The following is a 17,208-nucleotide window of genomic DNA, read 5'->3' as shown; positions in this document are numbered from 1 at the left end:
AGGACGACGTGAGAGGAACAAGAGGTACTTCGATGATGAAGCGCAAGATCGCAGCGGGGATCGTCGCCGTCGGACTGGCAGTCAGCCTGGCCGCGTGCTCCGCAGGGGGCCGTGGCGCCACGGGCAGTGGTGACGGCGGAAGCGGCGACAACAAGGGCGCCCTCGTCGGCGTCGCGATGCCGACCAAGGTCTCCGAGCGGTGGATCAAGGACGGCGACGCCGTCAAGAGCGACCTCGAGAAGGCAGGCTACAAGGTCGACCTCGAGTACGGCGACAACAAGGTCCAGCAGCAGGCCCAGCAGGTCAGCAACATGATCACCAAGGGCGCGAAGGTCCTGATCATCGCGTCGATCGACGGTGGCGCACTGTCCGACCAGCTCGACGCCGCCGCGAAGGCCGGCATCAAGGTCATCTCGTACGACCGCCTGCTCACCGGCAACAAGAACGTCGACTACTACGTGTCGTTCGACAACTACAAGGTGGGCGTCGACCAGGCCACCTCGCTCCTCACGGGTCTCGGCGTCCTCGACTCGGACGGCAAGAAGACCGACAAGAAGGGCCCGTTCAACATCGAGGTCTTCGCCGGCTCGCTCGACGACAACAACGCCGGGTTCTTCTTCAACGGCGCGATGGACACCCTCAAGCCGTACCTCGAGGACGGCACGCTGAAGATCCAGTCCGGCCAGGACCAGCTGTCCCAGGCCGCGACGCAGCAGTGGGACCCGGCGACCGCCAAGGCCCGCATGCAGAACCTCATCGCGAAGTCGTACTCCGGCGGCACCACGCTGAACGGCGTGCTCTCGCCCTACGACGGCATGTCGATCGGCATCATCTCGGCGCTCCAGGGTGCCGGCTACGGCTCGGGTGACCGCCCGCTGCCGATCATCACCGGCCAGGACGCCGAGGCGGCATCCGTCAAGTCGATCATCGCCGGTCAGCAGTACTCGACGATCTACAAGGACACGCGCAAGCTCGCGAAGCAGTCGGTCACCATGGCCGAGGACCTGCTCTCCGGCAAGAAGCCCGAGGTGAACGACACCAAGAGCTACGACAACAAGGTCAAGGTCGTCCCGACCTACCTCTTCCAGCCGACCGTGGTCACGAAGGACAACTACAAGTCCGTCCTGGTCGACAGCGGTTACTACACCGAGGCCGACCTCAAGTAGGAGGTTCCCACCTGACGGACGGGAGGCGCGGGTCGACACCGCCCCGCGCCTCCCGTCCGTCTCCACTCGCGCGCCCACGCGCGCACGACGGAAAGGCGGTCCGCATGGCGGACACCATCCTCGAGATGCGGGACATCACCAAGACCTTCCCCGGCGTGAAGGCCCTGCAGGGCGTCTCGATCGAGGTCGAGCGCGGCCAGGTCCACGCGATCTGCGGCGAGAACGGCGCGGGCAAGTCGACCCTCATGAAGGTGCTGTCGGGGGTCTACCCGCACGGCAGCTTCGACGGCGAGATCCTGCTCGACGGTCAGCCGGTGCGGTTCGGCTCCATCAACGACTCCGAGGCCGCGGGCGTGGTCATCATCCACCAGGAGCTCGCCCTCAGCCCGTTCCTGTCGATCGCCGAGAACATCTTCCTCGGCAACGAGCGCGTCAAGGGCGGGCTCATCGACTGGAACAAGACCAACCTCGAGGCCGCGTCGCTGCTGCAGCGCGTGGGGCTCAAGGACAACCCCGTCACGAAGATCGTGGACATCGGCGTCGGCAAGCAACAGCTCGTCGAGATCGCGAAGGCGCTCTCCAAGGACGTCAAGCTCCTCATCCTCGACGAGCCCACGGCGGCCCTCAACGACGACGACTCGGCCCACCTGCTCGACCTCATCCGGTCCCTGCAGGCCGAGGGCATGACGGCGATCATCATCAGCCACAAGCTCAACGAGATCAAGGCGATCGCGGACAAGGTCACGATCATCCGCGACGGCAAGACCATCGAGACGCTCGACATGCACGCGGACGACGTCTCCGAGGACCGCATCATCCGCGGCATGGTCGGCCGCGACCTGTCCAGCCGGTACCCGGAGCGCGCGAACCCCGTCATCGGCGAGGAGCTCCTGCGCATCGAGGACTGGACCGTCCACCACCCGCTCGACGGCTCACGCGAGATCATCCACCAGGCGAACCTCAACGTCCGGGCCGGCGAGGTCGTCGGCATCGCGGGACTCATGGGCGCTGGCCGCACCGAACTCGCGATGAGCGTGTTCGGGCACTCGTACGGCACCGGCATCAGCGGGACCGTGTACAAGCGCGGCGTCCCGATCAAGACGAACACCGTGACCCGCGCGATCGACAACGGCATCGCCTACGCGACCGAGGACCGGAAGCGCTACGGCCTCAACCTGATCGACGACATCAAGCGGAACATCTCCGGGTCGGCGCTCGGCAAGCTCGCCAACTGGGGCTTCGTGAACAGCTCGCAGGAGACCACGGTCGCGTCGCAGTTCCTGAAGAGCATGAACATCAAGGCCCCGTCGGTGAACGCCGTCACGGGCAAGCTCTCCGGCGGCAACCAGCAGAAGGTCGTGCTGTCGAAGTGGATGTACGCCGACCCCGACGTGCTCATCCTCGACGAGCCGACCCGCGGCATCGACGTCGGCGCGAAGTACGAGATCTACACGCTCATCAACAGCCTGGCGGACCAGGGCAAGGGGATCATCGTGATCTCCTCCGAGCTCCCGGAGCTCCTCGGCATCTGCGACCGCATCTACACACTCTCCGAGGGCACGATCACCGCCGACGTGCCCCGCTCCGAGGCCACCCCAGAGGTCCTCATGCAGTACATGACCCAGGAACGGGAGACCCCTGTCAATGAACGCGCTTAAGTCCGCAGCGAGCTACCTCACCGGACAGCTCCGACAGATCGGCCTCTTCATCGCGCTGATCGTCATCGTGATCTTCTTCCAGGTGGCGACGAGCGGCATCACCCTGGCACCGATCAACGTGTCGAACATCATCGTCCAGAACAGCTACATCCTGATCCTGGCGATCGGCATGGTGATGGTCATCATCGCCGGCCACATCGACCTGTCCGTCGGGTCGGTCGTCGCGTTCAGCGGCGCGATGGCCGGTGTGATGATCACCCAGTGGGGTCTCCCGTGGCCGGTCGCGGTGGTCCTCTGCCTCGTGATCGGCGCGCTCGTCGGTGCCTGGCAGGGCTTCTGGATCGCCTACTTCGGGATCCCGGCGTTCATCGTGACGCTCGCCGGCATGCTCGCCTTCCGCGGCGCGGCGCAGATCGTCCTGCAGAACCAGCAGATCTCGCCGTTCCCGGCCGGCTTCCGGTCGCTCGGCTCGGGGTTCCTGCCGTCGTTCGGCACCACCGGGTACGAGCCGCTCACGATGGTCCTCGGGCTCGCCGCGGCCGCGATCATGGTGATCGCCGCCTTCCGGGGCCGTGCGACGCGTCGGAAGTACCAGCTCGAGAGCGAGCCCTTCGCGTGGTTCATCGTGAAGACGGCGTTCGGCGCAGCGCTCGTGATCTACGTCGCCCTGCTGCTCGCGAGCTACAACGGCACGCCGATCGTCCTCGTCGTCCTCGGCGCCCTCGTGGTGATCTACTCGGTCGTCATGCGCAGCGCGGTGTTCGGTCGCCACGTCTACGCGATCGGTGGGAACGCCCTCGCCGCGCAGCTGTCCGGCGTGAAGACGAAGCGCGTCACGTTCCTGCTGTTCGTGAACATGGGCGTCATCGCGGCGCTGGCCGGTGTGGTGTTCACCGGACAGCTCAACCTCGCGGCGCCGGGTGCGGGCAACGGCTTCGAGCTCGACGCCATCGCGGCCGTGTTCATCGGTGGCGCTGCCGTCACGGGTGGCATCGGCACGGTGCCGGGCGCGATCGTCGGCGGTCTGATCATCGGCATCCTGAACAACGGCATGTCGATCCTCGGTGTCGGCACGGAGTTCCAGTCGCTCATCAAGGGCCTGGTGCTGCTCGCCGCCGTCGCGTTCGACGTCTTCAACAAGCGTCGGGCGGCCGCCGCGCGCAAGTAGGGGCGGCTCGGGCACGCGCCAGCGCGTCCGTTCGGCCGGTTCGGTTCGGCAAAGCGACAGATCTCCGCGGTTCGACCGCGGAGATCTGTCGCTTTCGCGTTGTGACAGCCGCGTTCTGTCGCTTCGGCAACGCGGTCACGCCGTCAGGACGGCCCAACCCCCGGCCGGGAGGCGCAGGGTGTCGTCCCGCAGGTCCCCGCCGCCCGCCTCGACGCGCGTCGCACCCGCCGTGGGCAGCTCGACCGGGTCGTCCGCCAGGTTCAGGGCGGTCACCACGGCCGCGTCCACGGTCGCGGTCCGCAGCACGATCGCGGTGTTCGTCAGGTGCACGACGTCGGTGTGCGCCCGGTGCAGCCACGGGTGCCGTCGTCGGAGCGCCACGAGCGCCTCGTACGCGTGCGTCAGGTCGGTCGGCGCCGGGGGCACCTCGGGGAACGCGGGGCGCACCGCGTCGTCACCGCCCTCACGCTCCTCCTTCACCCCGGCCCAGCCGTACTCGTCGCCCGCGTACACGATCGGTGTCCCGGCGAGCGTGAACAGCACCGCGCCCGCGTGCCCGGCGAACCGCTCCCCCACGGCGCTCGCGATCCGGGTGACGTCGTGGTTGCCGACGAACGTGGTCGGCACCTGGGCTCCGAGCAGTTCGTCGTGCCGCTCGACCGCGTGCGCCAGCTCGAAGAGGTTCCGGTCCGCGATGCCGTGCCAGATCCCCTGCCACAACTCGTACTGGGTGGTCGAGTCCATCGTCGACGCGCGGACGATCGCCGCCGCGTCGCCGTGGATGACCTCGCCGCTGAACCAGGCGTCCGGGAACCGCTCGCGCACCCGCGGCAGCACCCGGGCCCAGAACCCCGGGGGCACGGCGTAGGCGGCGTCGAGCCGCCAGCCGTCGATGCCACGCTCGAGCCAGTGCGTCATGACCGCGACGACGAGGTCCTCGGCGGCGGTGCCGTCGTGGTCGAGCGCGACGAGGATGTCGTGCCCCTCGAAGTCGCGCACCGGGACCGGCTGTCCGGGCGCCCACCCCGACCAGTCCACGGCGAACAGGTCGGCGCTGGTGGCGTCGGGTCCGTCCTGCTCGACGGCGCGGAACGCGGGGTGCTCGCGGCCGACGTGGTTGAACACCCCGTCGAGCAGCACCCGCACACCGCGCTCGTGTGCCGCCCGGACGAGGCGGTCGAAGTCCTCGTCGTCACCGAGGCGCGGGTCGATCCGGAAGTGGTCGACCGTGTCGTAGCCGTGCGTCGAACTCGCGAAGACCGGGCCGAGCAACAGGCCGTTGAGCCCGAGGTCGACGACGTGGTCGAGCCACGGGGTGATCCGGTCGAGCCGGTGCTCCACGGGTCGGTCCTCGACGGGGGTCCCGGGTCGGACGTCGGCTCCGACGAACCCGAGCGGGTAGACGTGCCACCACATCACGTGCGGGACCCAGGCGGGTTCCGGCGGACGGACGGGATCGGGTTCGGCGTTCACGGACCCGATGCTGCCAGCCGTGCCTGGGCTGTGCGCCGGACCGGACAGCCCCGGGCTGAGCGCCGGGGCGGACGAGGAGGACAGGATGGGGACATGGGACGCGCGATCAGGACCGGTGCCGACGCGGCGGCGAACGAGGCCGAGCACGCCGAACGCACCTGCGCCTCGTGCGGTCGTCGGATGCCGTCGTCCGCAGCCCCGGACGCGAAGTACTGCTCGGCGGCGTGCCGGAAGCACGGCGTCGACGCCACCGACCGGGCGCTCGAACAGCGGATCGACGAGCTGCTCGCCGCACGCTCACGGTCGTCGAGCATCTGCCCGTCCGACGCCGCACGGGCCCTCGACCCGGACGACTGGCGGGACCTCATGGAACCCGCCCGCCGGGCCGCTCGTCGCATGGTCGCCCGCGGCGAGGTCGAGATCACCCAGCACGGCAGCGTCGTCGACCCGTCCACCGCCAAGGGGCCGATCCGGATCCGACGACCGCGGTAGGGAACACCTGTCGTCCGCGGGCGTTGCACCCGGGGATGACACTCGACACCACTCCGACCGACACGGCCACCACCACCGACCGACGCGAAGCCCTCGTCGTGGGCGCCAGCGGCATCACCGGGTCCGCGCTGGTGGACCACCTGCTCGACCTCGGCTGGGACGTCACGGCGCTGTCCCGACGACCGCTCCCCCGTGACGGCGTCCGCAGCGTGCCCGCCGATCTCCGCGACCCCGGGTCGCTGCGGACCGCACTCGCCGACGAGCATCCGACACACGTCTTCTTCACCGCGTGGCAGCGCCAGGAAACCGAGGCCGAGAACATCCGCGTCAACGGCGGCATGGTGCGCGACCTCCTCGCCGCGCTGGCGCACGCGCCGCTCGAGCACGTCGCGCTCGTGACCGGGCTGAAGCACTACCTCGGCCCGTTCGAGGCGTACGCCGCGGGCGAGATGCCGGACACGCCCTTCCACGAGGAGGAGCCGCGCCTCGACACCCCGAACTTCTACTACGCGCAGGAGGACGAGCTCTTCGCCGCGGCCGAGCGCCAGGGCTTCACGTGGTCCGTGCACCGGTCGCACACCGTCATCGGGCACGCCGTGGGCAACGCCATGAACATGGGCCTGACCATCGCGGTGCAGGCGACGCTGGCGAAGGAGCTCGACCTCGACTTCGTGTTCCCCGGCAGCGAGGCGCAGTGGAACGGCCTCACCGACATGACCGACGCGGGCATCCTCGCCGAGCACATGGTCTGGGCCGCGACCGCGCCCGAGGGCGCGGACGAGGCGTTCAACGTCGTGAACGGCGACGTCTTCCGGTGGCGCTGGATGTGGCCACGGCTCGCCGCGCACCTCGGGGTCGACCCGGCGCGCGTCGTCGGGTTCGAGGGTGCCGCGCGGCCCCTGGAGCAGCAGATGGCTCCCCACGAGCAGGCGTGGCCGGGGATCGCGGAGCGGCACGGCCTCGCCGAACCGGACATCAGCCGGCTGGCGTCGTGGTGGCACACCGACGCCGACCTCGGTCGGGCGATGGAGGTCGTGACCGACATGGGCAAGAGCCGCGAGGCCGGGTTCACGGCGTTCCGGAGGACCGAGCGCGCGTTCGCCGAGCTGTTCGACCGCTACCGGGCCGACCGCCTCGTCCCCTGACCGACGCGGTCGGGTGCGGCAGGTCGGGTCGCGCCGCGACCACGGACCGGACGGGAGGTGGGCCCCACCCGGCCGGTACCGGCGCGACGCGGAGCCTGCGGAGCGTCGTGACGGCCGAGACGGGAGGGACGGAGCGGGCCCGCACCGCGCCTCCCGTCCGGCCCGTGCGCGTCAGCGCAGGCCGCTGCGTGCGAAACCCTGCACGAACCACCGTTGGAACACCAGGAACACGACGAGGATCGGCACCACGTCGAGCAGGGCGAACGCCATGGTCGCGCCGTAGTCCGAGCCGAACTGCCCCTGCAGGTAGAGCAGGCCGATCGGCAGCGTGAAGAGACGGTTCTCCCGGAGGGCGATCAGCGGCCACGCGAAGTCGTTCCACGCCTGCTGCAGGCTCATGAAGAACAGCACCGCGATGAGCGGCCGCGACATCGGCAGCACGATCCGGAAGAACACGCCTGCGTGCCCGGCACCGTCGATGCGAGCCGCCTCGACGAGCTCCTTCGGGATCCCGAGCAGGAACTGCCGGGCGAGGAACACCCCGAACGCCGAGGCCGCACTCGGCAGGATGACCGCCCAGTACGTGCCGTAGAGGTGCAGACCGGTGACGATGCGGAACAGCGACACCATGATGACCTGCACCGGCACCGCGAGGGTGGCGAGCGCGACGAAGAACAGCACCGTCGACCCGCGGAACCGCAGTTGTGCGAACGCGTACCCGGCGAGCAGGCTGATCGCCGTGGTCAGCACGGCGACCGACACCGCGATCGCCGTCGAGTTGCCGAGCCACTCGACGACCGGGAACGACGAGAACACGCGGTCGAGGTTCTCCAGGGTGAGCGTCCGCGGGAAGAACCGGACGGTCCCGCCGAGCAGTTCGGAACGCGGGGAGAACGCGACGACGACCATCCAGTAGAGGGGTGCGATGACGATCAGCGCGACGACCACCGCGACGACGGTGCGGAGGACGAACAGCGTCCGGGCCCGGGCGGTCATCCGGCGAGGTCCCGGTTCTTGCTGCCGCGCCACTGCGCGATCGCGAACACCACCGCGAGCAGGAGCAGCACCATGCCGATCGCCGCTGCGTAGCCCTGGTCACGGGTGACGAAGCCCGTGTCGTAGGCGTAGGTCACGAGCACCGACGTGGCGTTCCGCGGTCCGCCACCGGTCAGGACGAAGACGATGTCGAACACCTGGAACGAGTAGATGACGTTGAGCACCGTGAGGAAGAACGTCGACGAGCCGAGGAGCGGCACCGTGATCGAGCGGAGCCGTCGCGACCAGCCGGCGCCGTCGAGCATCGCCGCCTCCGGGAGCTCCGGGCCGATGCCCTGCAACCCGGCGAGGTAGATGAGCATGTTGAAGCCGACCCGCCACCAGATCGTCACGAGGACCACGGACGCGAACGCCGCCGCCGGGTCCGACTGCCACTGCACCGGGGTGATGCCGACGAGTCCGAGCAGGGCGTCGAGCACGCCGGAGTTCTGGTCGAACACCAGGACCCCGATCAGTGCCGTCGCCACCCCGGACACCGCCATCGGCGTGATGAGCACCGACCGGAAGAACCCCCGAGCAGGCAGCACGCTGTTGAGGAGCAGTGCGGCGAGCAGTCCGAGCCCCATCGAGATCGGCGTCACGAGCACCGTGAAGAGGACCGTGTTGAGCAGCGCCCGCCAGAACAGCCCGTCGCCGAGCAGCCGCTGGTAGTTCGCGAGGCCGGTCCACTCGGCCGCGCCGAAACCGTTCGTGCGCTGGAAGCTGATCACGAACGCCCCGACGAGCGGCACGAGCACGAACACTGCCAGCAGCACCATGTTCGGTGCGACGAAGGCGTAGGCAGCACGTTCCTCCCGACGGGCGCTCAGCGACCGGCGCCCGGGCGTGCGGTCGGCACGAGTGCTCGTCGCTCGCGCGCCGCCTGCGGGCGAGCTGCTCGTCTGCGCGCTCATGCTCGTCCTCCGGTCGCGTCGGCGATGCCGCGCTGCAGGGTCCCGACCGTCTCGCGCGCTCCGGCCCCGCCGACGAAGGCGTCCTCGAGGCCGTTCTGCAGGACCGTGATGATCGACGCCATGTCGGGCGACGCCACCTGTGCGACGTCCTCCGGCCGGATCACCGACGCCTGGTCGACGAACGTGCGGGTGAGCTCCGGACGCACCCGGAACCGCAGGCCGCCGTCGACGAGGTCGCGCCGGGTCGGGAGCAGCGACGCCCGCTCGCAGAAGTCCCGCATCTGCGGCCGCCGGGTGATGAAGTCGAGGAACGACGCCGCGAGGTCCGGCTTGGTCGTCTGCGCGGTCGCGACGAGGGCGTTGCCGCCGAAGTCACTGCCGCCGCGCTCCTGCCGTGGCGCGTAGGTCGCGGTCCAGGGGAAGTCGAGGGTCTGCGCGGCGTCCGGGATCTGGAACGCACCCGACCACACCATGGCGACCCGCTTCCGGTACCAGGTGTCGCTCGCGTAGGTGGCGGACTTGATCGAGTCGTTGGCCGGCACCCAACGCTCCTCGAAGAACCGCTGGGCGAAGGACACGGCCTCCCGCCCGGCAGCGCTGTCGATCACCGGGGTCTTCTGATCCGCGTCGAGGAACGCGCCCCCGGCCTGGAACAGCAGGCTCAACCAGCGCGTCACACCGTTCCCCTGCCAGTTGTAGGCGAACGGGTAGACGTCGTCCGGCAGCGCGTCGCGCAGCTTCCCGGCGACGTCGCCGAGCTCGTCCCACGTCCACGCCTCGTCGACGGACCGCGGCAGGTCGGTCACCCCGGCCTTCCGCATCAGGTCGGTGTTCACGAGCATCGCCGAGGTGTCGGTGTGGTGGGGCACGCCGTACGGACGGCCGTCGGACTGCACCGCCGCCCACGCCGTCGCCGTGAACCGGTCACCCACGCCGGCGTTCAGCGACCGGGAGAGGTCGAGCAGTTGGCCACGGCCCGCGTACGCGCCGAACGAGTAGTACGGCACGCGGAACACGTCGGGCGGGTTCCCGGCCTGCAGCTGCGCGTCGATGTTCGTGAACATCTGCTCGTACGGCACCGCGTTGAGCGCGACCTTCCGGCCCGGGTACGTCCGCTGGAACGCGCGGATGGCGGAGCGGAAGCCGGCCAGCTCCGCGTCGGTGCCCCACGTCGTGAACGTCAGGGTATCCGCGTCGGCCTGCCCGCCGGTGTCCTGCGGGACGAAGCCGCACCCCGCCAGGGCCACGGGCAGCGTGACGGCACCGAGCCCCGCGAGGAGCGTTCGGCGTGTGATGTGCACTTGTTCTCCGATGATCGGTCCGGGGCTGGGACGACATCTGTTGCGCCAGCATGCTCCCTCGGGGCCGAGCCGGTGCGGTGCGGCGCGATCCGTACCCCGTTCGAACCAATCGGGGGACACGAACCTGCGGCCCGGCCGCGAGCCACACGATCGCGGCTGGTTGTGTTCGTGGCACAGGCGCCGGGGACCCTCGGCGGTTCCCGGAGGAAGGAAGACACCATGTCGCTCGGAGACAAGGCGAAGGACGTCACCCAGAAGGTCGTCGGCAAGGTCGAGGAAGCGGTCGGCAAGCACACCGACGACGACGAGCTCAAGCACCAGGGTCAGAAGGACCAGGTCATGGGCGAGGGTCGTCTCGAGACCGAGAAGGCCAAGGACAAGCTGACGGGCAACTGATCCGCCCGTTGCGCTGACGCCCGTACCGCTCGGCGGTGCGGGCGTTCGCTGTTCGCCGCTCGCCGCTCGCCGCTCGCCGTCAGAACGCGTACCGGATGCGGCAGCTCGGCAGGTGCTCGGCCACGAGCTCCCGGAACCGCTCGACGAGCTGGCCCTTCATCCCCGAGCGGTACCGGACGTTGACGGCGCCGTTCTGTGAGACCTTCTGCTCCTGCAGGTCCGGCCGCCACAGCAGGTCCTCCGCCTTGGGGTGCCAGCCGAGGTTGACCTCGTGCAGCGGCTCGTTGTGCGTGAGGAAGATGACCTCGGCCGCGAGTTGCGCCTTCGACGCCGGGGAGAGCACGTCGTCGACCTGTCGCAGCAGCTCCGCCCAATCGGACTCCCACGTCGGCGTGAGGATGACCGGCGAGAAGTTCAGGTGCACCTCGTACCCGGCGTCGACGAAGTCGTTCACCGCGGCGATGCGTTCCGCGATCGGACTCGTGCGGATGTCCGTGACCTTCGCGGTCTCGTGCGGCATGAGCGAGAACCGGATGCGGGTGCGACCCATCGGGTCCCAGTCGAGCAGCTCGCGGTTGACGTACTTCGTGGCGAACGACGCCTTCGCGGTCGGGGTCATCCGGAACAGGTCGCAGAGGTCGCGCACGTTGTCGCTGATCATCGCGTCGACCGAGCAGTCGGAGTTCTCGCCGATGTCGTACACCCAGGCGTCGGGGTCGCACTGGTTCGGCTCGGTCTTCGGCCCCTGCTTCGCGATGTTCCGGGCGACGTGCTTCGTGATCTGCTCGATGTTCGCGAACACCGTGACGGGGTTCGAGTACCCCTTGCGCCGGGGCACGTAGCAGTAGGCGCACGCCATCGCGCAGCCGTTCGCCGTCGAGGGGGCGATGAAGTCGGCGGAGCGCCCGTTCGGCCGGGTGATGAGCGACTTCTTCACACCGAGAACGAGCGCCTCGGTCTTGATCCGCACCCACCGCTGAACGTTGCGTTCGTCGCCGTGGACCTCGGGGATGTTCCAGTGCGACGCAACGGGGACGATCTCGGCGTCGGGCCAGCGACCGAGCACCTCTTGCCCGCGGGGCAGCTCGAGCGCGGCGTCCTCGGCGTAGATGCGTCGGACGTCGAGCATCGGACGCGTGCGTGCTTCGCTCATCACCACCTGTCTACCGCCGACCACCGACGGTGCAGACTCAGGACCATGACCGCCGAGCCCGACGACCACTTCTTCGTCGTCGACGGTCGACGGTGGCGCCGGACGGACCCGGCCATCCCCGAGGACGTCGCCGCCGCCCTCCGGTCGCACCTCGGACGCGGGCGGAACGCGGTCAAGCAGGCGAAGCGGTCCGGGGACGAGGACGCCCTCGCGGCCGCACGGCACCGCAACGGGTTGGCGAAGCACGGCCTGGGCGAGCGGGGACCGGAGTGGTGGACTCGGCCGGAGTCCGAGCGGGCCGCCGACGCCCGCCGTGCGCTCGACGAACTCGACGCCCTCGACGCCCTCGACGGGGACCGTTCGTGACGGTCGTCCGGCCACCGCGCTGGGAGGTCATCTTGATGACGACCGTGCTCTGGCTCCTCGTGGGGCTCGGCGCCGCCATGCTCATCGCAGGCACGCTGGACGGCGAGACCCTGATCGTAGCGACCGGTGCGATCTGTGCCCTGCCCGGCGCGTGGGCTGCCGTGCGAGCGCCCAGTGTGCGCGTCCAGCTCACCGACGATCACCTGCGCTACCAGGGGTGGTTCGTCAGCTGGACAGCACCCCGTCGTTCGATCGCCGTCGTGCTCGACGACGCGACGGTCGAGTGGCGAGACGGGCGGGGGGTCGGACGCCGACGGCACATGCCCCTGCTCGCCCAGGCATGGGAGGACGGCGGGACGAAGTTCGCGCCGTTGTGGCGGTGGCGGCGGGAGGGTCTGCTCGCGGTCCGCGAGTGGGCGGGCGCTCGCGCCGTCTGACCCGGCGACGAGCGGCTAGGGCCGGTACTCGTCGCGCTTCGCGGGCGGCGGGGTCGGCGCCGCGCCGGGGCCGACCGCGCCGTGCGACCCGAGACCGTCGAGCGCGCGGGCGAGCACCTGCAGCACCGTCACGACCACCCGGCCGGCGGCCTTCACCACATCCCACATCGCGTTCCCCCTCTGACCGAGCACCAGTGCGGCCAGGGTAGCCGAGCGATCAGCCCTCGGTGTGGCCGAGGTCCGGCTCGGTGAGCAGGCACACCGTGCGGGTCGCCGCGGCGTGGACCTCGAACACGACGACCTCGTTGCGGCCCTCGCGGAGCACCGGACCCGGCACGGCGAGGGTCTTCTGCGGCCCGCGCGACCAGTACCGCCCGAGGCAGAACCCGTTCACCCAGGCCACGCCCTTGCGGAAGCCGTCGAGGCACAGGTACCGGTCGTCGACGGACGCGAGCTCGAACGACCCGGACGCGAACACCGGTCCGGCGAGCACGTCGCCCGGCTCCGGGGAAGCACCGGCGAGCAGGGCCAGGGCGGCCGGCGCGATCGGGTCGAGGGCGAGCGGCGACGCCGTCCACCGGGACAGCAGCTCGCCGTCGACGCGGACGTCCCCGACGAGGCCCTTCGGCTCGCCGATGCGGGGACCGTAGTCCACGCGTCCCTGGTCCTCGACGAGGAGCTCCAGGGTGCCGGTGACGGGCGGGAGCGTGATCGCGCGATCGTGGTGCTCACGTTCGAGGACGCCGACGACGACCCCGTCGGCGGAGACGAGCGCCCGGTCGCGGACCTCGGTCCCGACGGTGAGCACACCGCCGGACGGCAGCGCGACCTCGGTGCGGTACAGCACGAATCCGGAGGCGGCGCCGAGCGCGTCGAACGTGGGCGGTGCGTCGTGCGCGGTCCACGTGGTGAGCGACGGCAGCAGCGTCGCCAGGGGTGCGACCTGGTCGAGACGGACGGCGACGTCCGTGGCGGGGGCGACCCGTGCCTCCAGGCCGGAGGCGAGGCGACCCGACCCACCCGGCTGCATCGACTCGGGCAGCGGCGGCACGGACGCGTAGCGCTCGATCACCGCACGGAAGGCGTGGAACTTCGCCGTCGGGCGTCCGGCCTCGTCGAGCGGGGCGTCGTAGTCGTACGACGTCGCGATCGGCCGGTACACGCCCTTGTCGTTCGCGCCGTTGGTGAACCCGAAGTTCGTGCCGCCGTGGAACATGTAGATGTTCACGGAGCCTCCCGCGGCCAGCAGCACGTCGAGCTCCGCCGCGCTGTCCGACGCCGGTGTCGTGTGGTGGTGCTCGCCCCAGCTGTCGAACCAGCCGTCCCAGAACTCCGAGCACATGAGGGGCCCGGTGGGCTGCACCTCACGGAGACGCTCGATGCGGGCGGCGGCGCGGGATCCGAACGAGCCGGTCTTGTGGAGCGACGGGAGCGAGCCGTCCTCCAGCATGGTGCCCATCGGCTGGTCGACGCTCGTGAACGGCACGGTCAGGCCGATGTCGCGGTGCATCTGCTCGAGCGCCCGCAGGTACGACGAGTCGGAGCCGTACGCGCCGTACTCGTTCTCGACCTGCACGAGCACGATCGGGCCGCCGTTGTCGATCTGCCGCGGCACGAGTACCGGGGCGAGCTGCTCGAGGTAGGTCTGGACCGCCGCGAGGAAGCCCGGCTCGTTCCGCCGGCCACCGACCGTGCCGTCTGAGAAGAGCCAGTACGGCAGGCCGCCGTTCGTCCACTCGGCACAGATGTAGGGGCCGGGCCGGACGATGGCGTGCATGCCCTCGGCGGCGACGAGATCGAGGAAGCGCCCGAGGTCGAGGCCGCCCGTCAGGTCGAAGACCCCGGGCCGGGGCGCGTGGGCGTTCCAGGCGACGTAGGTCTCGATGGTGTTCAGGCCCATGAGCTTGGCCTTGCGGATCCGGTCCTGCCAGAGGTCGGGGTGGACGCGGAAGTAGTGGATCGCGCCGGACAGGACGCGGTGCGGCTCGCCGTCGAGCAGGAAGTCGGTGTCGCCGATGGCGAAGCGCATGGGAGGGGCCTTTCAGTGGTCGGGGCCGCGCGGACGGTGTCCGCGCGGCCCCGCTCCGGTTCGAACGAGTGCGGTGGTTACTTCGAGGTGACCTTGAAGCCCTGCTCGTTGCCGTACTTCACGATGGCCTTCTGCCAGGCCTCGAGACCAGCGTTCAGGTCGGTCTTGTTCTGGTAGGCCTGGCCGACGGTGTCCGCGTAGACGCTGTTCGCGTAGACCTGGAACGGCAGGTACTGCCATCCCTCGGCCACGCTGGACGACGCCTTCGAGAGGGTCTCGTTGATCGCCTCGCCGCCGAAGTACTCCGGCTTCTCGGCGGTGAAGGACGACGAGGTGAGCTGTGCCTTGGTCGACGGGAAGCCACCAGACTTGAGGAACACGTCGATCGAGTCCTGCGAGGAGTTCAGCCACTTGAGGAAGCCGGCGGCGAGGGCCGGGTTCTTCGACTGCTTCATGACGACCTCGGCGGAACCACCGTTGTTGGCGGTCACGTCGGAGGAGCCGTCGTAGGTCGGGATCGGGGCGACGCGCCAGTTGCCGCTGCCGTCCTTCACGCTCGACTCGAGGACGCCGGGCATCCAGGCGCCGGTGACCATCGTGGCGATCTCACCGTTGCCGAGCTGCTTGTACCAGTCGTCGGTCCAGCCGGGGGTCTGCGAGAGCAGGCCCTTCTCGACGAGCTGGTTCCAGGTCGAGGTCCACTTCTTGGTGCCCTCGTCCTGCAGGTTGACGGTGACGTCGGTGCCCTTGACCTCGAACGGACGGCCGCCGGCCTGCCAGATCATCGAGGTGGTGAAGCCCGCGTCGCCGGAGTCGGCCGCGATGTAGGCGTCCGGGTTCGACTTGTGGATCTTCTCGGCGTCGGCGACGTACTCGTCCCACGTCTTCGGCGGGGTGGTGATGCCGGCTTCCTTGAAGGTCTTCTCGTTGTAGAACATCGCCATGGGGCCGGAGTCCTGCGGCAGGCCGTAGACCTTGCCGTCGAGGTCGACCGACTGCCAGGTGCCCGCGCCGTACTTGTCGGCGAGCTTGTCGAACCCGTACGACTTGAGATCGACGAGCGAGTCGCTCAGGGCGAACTGCGGCAGGGCGAAGTACTCGATCTGCGCGACGTCGGGGGCGCCCGAGCCGGCCTTGATAGTGTTCTGCAGCTTCGTGTACTGGTCGTTGCCGGTGCCGGCGTTGACGAGCTTGACCTTCACCTTGGGGTAGGCCTTCTCGAACGCGGCGACCTGGGCCTCGGCGGAGGGGGTCCACGACCAGTAGGTGAGCGTGCCGCCCTTCTCGAGGGCCTTGGTGATGTCGTCGGACGACCCGCCGGAGCCGGAGCCGCCGGAGGCGCAGGCCGTCATGGCGATGGCTGCGGTGACGCCGATCGCGAGGGCGCTGAGCCCGCGCCGGAGACGCTTGTGCATGGGTGTGCCTTTCACTTCTTCGTGGAGAGGGGTGGTGCTGCTGTGTGCCGGGCCGGGAGGCGCGTGGCGGGGTCGCCCAGCGCCTCCCGTCCGACCGGTCACGCCTTGACGGAGCCGGCCGCGAGGCCGGACTGCCAGGAACGCTGGAGGAAGAGGAACGCGACGACGATCGGGACGATCGTGAGGAGCGATCCGGTGATGACGAGGTTGTAGATCGGGTGCGCGGAGACGCCCTGCGCCTGCGCGCTCCACTGGTTGAGGCCGACCGTGAGCGGGTAGAGGTTCGGGTCGCTCAGCATGATCAGGGGCAGGAAGTAGTTGTTCCAGGTCGCGACGACCGCGAAGAGCAGGACCGTCACGACGCCGGGCGCGAGGAGCCGCAGCGCGATCGTGAAGAAGATCCGGAACTCCCCCGCGCCGTCCATGCGGGCCGCTTCGATGACCTCCGTCGGGACCGCGTCGATCGCGTACGTCCAGATGAGGTACATGCCGAAGGGGCTGATGAGCGAGGGCAGGATGATCGCCCACGGGGTGTTCGTCAGGCCGACGGACGAGAACAGCAGGAAGGTCGGGACGGCGAGCGCGGTGCCGGGGATGGCGATCGCGCCGAGCACGACCGCGAAGACCGCGCGCCGACCGGGGAACCGGAACTTCGCCATGCCGTACCCCGCGATCGTGGCGAGCAGGGTCGCTCCACCCGCGCCGACGACGACGTAGAGGACGGTGTTCGCGAGCCAGCGGAGGTAGATCCCGCCGTCGTACGTCAGCGTCTCGCCGATGTTCTGGAACAGCGAGAAGCCGCCGCCGAACCAGAGTCCGAAGGTGCTGAGCAGGTCGTCCTGCGACTTCGTCGCGTTGACGACGAGGTAGAAGAGCGGCAGCAGCGAGTAGACGGTGATGACGATCATCACCACGAGCAGCAGGGGTGACTTGCGTGCGCGGGGTCCTCGGCCCTTCGGGCCCGTCGGCCTGGAGGCGCGGCTGCGGCCCGCCCCGCTGCGACCGCGGGTGGTCACCGCCTCCGTCACGGTCGGTGCCGTGGTGCGGGTGTCGAGGGCGC

General features: G+C 69.7%; 17 protein-coding genes. 8 read left to right on the top strand and 9 right to left on the bottom strand.

Annotated elements, in window-relative coordinates:
- Window positions 1-32: 32 nt before the first annotated feature.
- The 3 genes from chvE (at window position 33) to mmsB (ending at window position 3,992) form a co-directional block, all read left to right on the top strand.
- Window positions 33-1,166, top strand: coding sequence for a multiple monosaccharide ABC transporter substrate-binding protein (gene chvE / locus QPJ90_RS09490; protein ID WP_290131001.1), 1,134 nt, complete (start codon window positions 33-35; stop codon window positions 1,164-1,166).
- Window positions 1,167-1,270: 104 nt separating this feature from the next.
- Entirely contained in the window at window positions 1,271-2,824 is a 1,554-nt protein-coding gene (mmsA, locus tag QPJ90_RS09485; protein ID WP_290131000.1) for a multiple monosaccharide ABC transporter ATP-binding protein, read from the top strand.
- Window positions 2,811-3,992: a multiple monosaccharide ABC transporter permease gene (gene mmsB / locus QPJ90_RS09480; protein ID WP_290130999.1), complete on the top strand. Its 1,182-nt coding sequence runs from the start codon at window positions 2,811-2,813 to the stop codon at window positions 3,990-3,992. Before mmsA ends, mmsB begins: the two co-directional genes overlap by 14 nt.
- Window positions 3,993-4,127: 135 nt before the next feature.
- On the opposite strand, the gene QPJ90_RS09475 is transcribed toward mmsB, so the two are convergent.
- Window positions 4,128-5,465 (bottom strand): alpha-amylase family glycosyl hydrolase, encoded by a 1,338-nt coding sequence (locus QPJ90_RS09475; protein ID WP_290130998.1) that lies wholly within the window; start codon window positions 5,463-5,465, stop codon window positions 4,128-4,130.
- Window positions 5,466-5,558: 93 nt separating this feature from the next.
- Between QPJ90_RS09475 and QPJ90_RS09470 the strand changes: the two genes are divergently transcribed.
- Both QPJ90_RS09470 and QPJ90_RS09465 read left to right on the top strand, forming a co-directional pair.
- Window positions 5,559-5,957, top strand: coding sequence for a DUF3253 domain-containing protein (locus QPJ90_RS09470; RefSeq protein ID WP_290130997.1), 399 nt, complete (start codon window positions 5,559-5,561; stop codon window positions 5,955-5,957).
- Between the two features lie 35 nt (window positions 5,958-5,992).
- Window positions 5,993-7,102: an SDR family oxidoreductase gene (locus tag QPJ90_RS09465; protein ID WP_290130996.1), complete on the top strand. Its 1,110-nt coding sequence runs from the start codon at window positions 5,993-5,995 to the stop codon at window positions 7,100-7,102.
- A gap of 171 nt (window positions 7,103-7,273) precedes the next feature.
- On the opposite strand, the gene QPJ90_RS09460 is transcribed toward QPJ90_RS09465, so the two are convergent.
- From QPJ90_RS09460 to QPJ90_RS09450, 3 genes are read right to left on the bottom strand one after another with little or no spacing between them, the layout of a single operon-like run.
- The gene (locus QPJ90_RS09460) at window positions 7,274-8,098 is read right to left on the bottom strand and encodes a carbohydrate ABC transporter permease (RefSeq protein ID WP_290130995.1); all 825 of its coding nucleotides are present in this window, start codon (window positions 8,096-8,098) and stop codon (window positions 7,274-7,276) included.
- Window positions 8,095-9,051 carry a sugar ABC transporter permease gene (locus QPJ90_RS09455; RefSeq protein ID WP_290130994.1) on the bottom strand — a complete coding sequence of 319 codons (957 nt, stop codon included), beginning with the start codon at window positions 9,049-9,051 and terminating at the stop codon, window positions 8,095-8,097. The genes QPJ90_RS09460 and QPJ90_RS09455 overlap by 4 nt, the downstream gene beginning before the upstream one ends.
- Window positions 9,048-10,352, bottom strand: a complete 1,305-nt coding sequence (locus QPJ90_RS09450) for a sugar ABC transporter substrate-binding protein (RefSeq protein WP_290130993.1) — start codon at window positions 10,350-10,352, stop codon at window positions 9,048-9,050. The genes QPJ90_RS09455 and QPJ90_RS09450 overlap by 4 nt, the downstream gene beginning before the upstream one ends.
- 219 nt (window positions 10,353-10,571) lie before the next feature.
- On the opposite strand from QPJ90_RS09450, the gene QPJ90_RS09445 reads away from it, so the two are divergent.
- Window positions 10,572-10,748, top strand: a complete 177-nt coding sequence (locus QPJ90_RS09445; RefSeq protein ID WP_290130992.1) for a CsbD family protein — start codon at window positions 10,572-10,574, stop codon at window positions 10,746-10,748.
- A gap of 79 nt (window positions 10,749-10,827) precedes the next feature.
- Here QPJ90_RS09445 and QPJ90_RS09440 read toward each other — a convergent pair whose 3' ends face one another.
- Window positions 10,828-11,901, bottom strand: a complete 1,074-nt coding sequence (locus tag QPJ90_RS09440) for a spore photoproduct lyase family protein (RefSeq protein ID WP_290130991.1) — start codon at window positions 11,899-11,901, stop codon at window positions 10,828-10,830.
- Window positions 11,902-11,946: 45 nt separating this feature from the next.
- Here QPJ90_RS09440 and QPJ90_RS09435 point away from each other — a divergent pair, with 45 nt between their 5' ends.
- Together QPJ90_RS09435 and QPJ90_RS09430 are read left to right on the top strand one after the other, a co-directional pair.
- Window positions 11,947-12,267 carry a biopolymer transporter Tol gene (locus tag QPJ90_RS09435; protein ID WP_290130990.1) on the top strand — a complete coding sequence of 107 codons (321 nt, stop codon included), beginning with the start codon at window positions 11,947-11,949 and terminating at the stop codon, window positions 12,265-12,267.
- 35 nt (window positions 12,268-12,302) lie between these two features.
- Complete coding sequence (locus QPJ90_RS09430) at window positions 12,303-12,704, top strand: hypothetical protein (RefSeq protein ID WP_290130989.1); 402 nt, start codon at window positions 12,303-12,305, stop codon at window positions 12,702-12,704.
- A gap of 15 nt (window positions 12,705-12,719) precedes the next feature.
- Here QPJ90_RS09430 and QPJ90_RS09425 read toward each other — a convergent pair whose 3' ends face one another.
- The 4 genes from QPJ90_RS09425 to QPJ90_RS09410 form a co-directional block, all read right to left on the bottom strand.
- Window positions 12,720-12,896 (bottom strand): hypothetical protein, encoded by a 177-nt coding sequence (locus tag QPJ90_RS09425; protein WP_290130988.1) that lies wholly within the window; start codon window positions 12,894-12,896, stop codon window positions 12,720-12,722.
- Between the two features lie 25 nt (window positions 12,897-12,921).
- Window positions 12,922-14,733 carry a beta-galactosidase family protein gene (locus QPJ90_RS09420; RefSeq protein WP_290130987.1) on the bottom strand — a complete coding sequence of 604 codons (1,812 nt, stop codon included), beginning with the start codon at window positions 14,731-14,733 and terminating at the stop codon, window positions 12,922-12,924.
- A 77-nt stretch (window positions 14,734-14,810) separates the two neighbouring features.
- A complete protein-coding gene (locus QPJ90_RS09415; RefSeq protein ID WP_290130986.1) occupies window positions 14,811-16,148 on the bottom strand; it encodes a sugar ABC transporter substrate-binding protein in 1,338 nt (445 codons plus the stop codon).
- A 98-nt stretch (window positions 16,149-16,246) separates the two neighbouring features.
- Window positions 16,247-17,056, bottom strand: coding sequence for a carbohydrate ABC transporter permease (locus tag QPJ90_RS09410; protein ID WP_290134199.1), 810 nt, complete (start codon window positions 17,054-17,056; stop codon window positions 16,247-16,249).
- Window positions 17,057-17,208 lie beyond the last annotated feature (152 nt).

It is taken from the genome of Curtobacterium sp. 458 (assembly GCF_030406605.1).
Lineage (GTDB): Bacteria > Actinomycetota > Actinomycetes > Actinomycetales > Microbacteriaceae > Curtobacterium.
The sequence above is the reverse complement of the archived record's forward strand: the minus strand, read 5'-3'. Positions and strand labels throughout refer to the sequence as shown.

Excerpts from the sequence above, each read along its gene's own strand:
- chvE (WP_290131001.1), top strand. The coding sequence starts at position 33 with ATGATGAAGCGCAAGATCGCAGCGGGGATCGTCGCCGTCGGACTGGCA.
- mmsA (WP_290131000.1), top strand. The coding sequence starts at position 1,271 with ATGGCGGACACCATCCTCGAGATGCGGGACATCACCAAGACCTTCCCC.
- mmsB (WP_290130999.1), top strand. The coding sequence starts at position 2,811 with ATGAACGCGCTTAAGTCCGCAGCGAGCTACCTCACCGGACAGCTCCGA.
- QPJ90_RS09470 (WP_290130997.1), top strand. The coding sequence starts at position 5,559 with ATGGGACGCGCGATCAGGACCGGTGCCGACGCGGCGGCGAACGAGGCC.
- QPJ90_RS09465 (WP_290130996.1), top strand. The coding sequence starts at position 5,993 with ATGACACTCGACACCACTCCGACCGACACGGCCACCACCACCGACCGA.
- QPJ90_RS09460 (WP_290130995.1), bottom strand. The coding sequence starts at position 8,098 with ATGACCGCCCGGGCCCGGACGCTGTTCGTCCTCCGCACCGTCGTCGCG.
- QPJ90_RS09455 (WP_290130994.1), bottom strand. The coding sequence starts at position 9,051 with ATGAGCGCGCAGACGAGCAGCTCGCCCGCAGGCGGCGCGCGAGCGACG.
- QPJ90_RS09445 (WP_290130992.1), top strand. The coding sequence starts at position 10,572 with ATGTCGCTCGGAGACAAGGCGAAGGACGTCACCCAGAAGGTCGTCGGC.
- QPJ90_RS09440 (WP_290130991.1), bottom strand. The coding sequence starts at position 11,901 with ATGAGCGAAGCACGCACGCGTCCGATGCTCGACGTCCGACGCATCTAC.
- QPJ90_RS09435 (WP_290130990.1), top strand. The coding sequence starts at position 11,947 with ATGACCGCCGAGCCCGACGACCACTTCTTCGTCGTCGACGGTCGACGG.
- QPJ90_RS09430 (WP_290130989.1), top strand. The coding sequence starts at position 12,303 with ATGACGACCGTGCTCTGGCTCCTCGTGGGGCTCGGCGCCGCCATGCTC.
- QPJ90_RS09420 (WP_290130987.1), bottom strand. The coding sequence starts at position 14,733 with ATGCGCTTCGCCATCGGCGACACCGACTTCCTGCTCGACGGCGAGCCG.
- QPJ90_RS09415 (WP_290130986.1), bottom strand. The coding sequence starts at position 16,148 with ATGCACAAGCGTCTCCGGCGCGGGCTCAGCGCCCTCGCGATCGGCGTC.
- QPJ90_RS09410 (WP_290134199.1), bottom strand. The coding sequence starts at position 17,056 with ATGATCGTCATCACCGTCTACTCGCTGCTGCCGCTCTTCTACCTCGTC.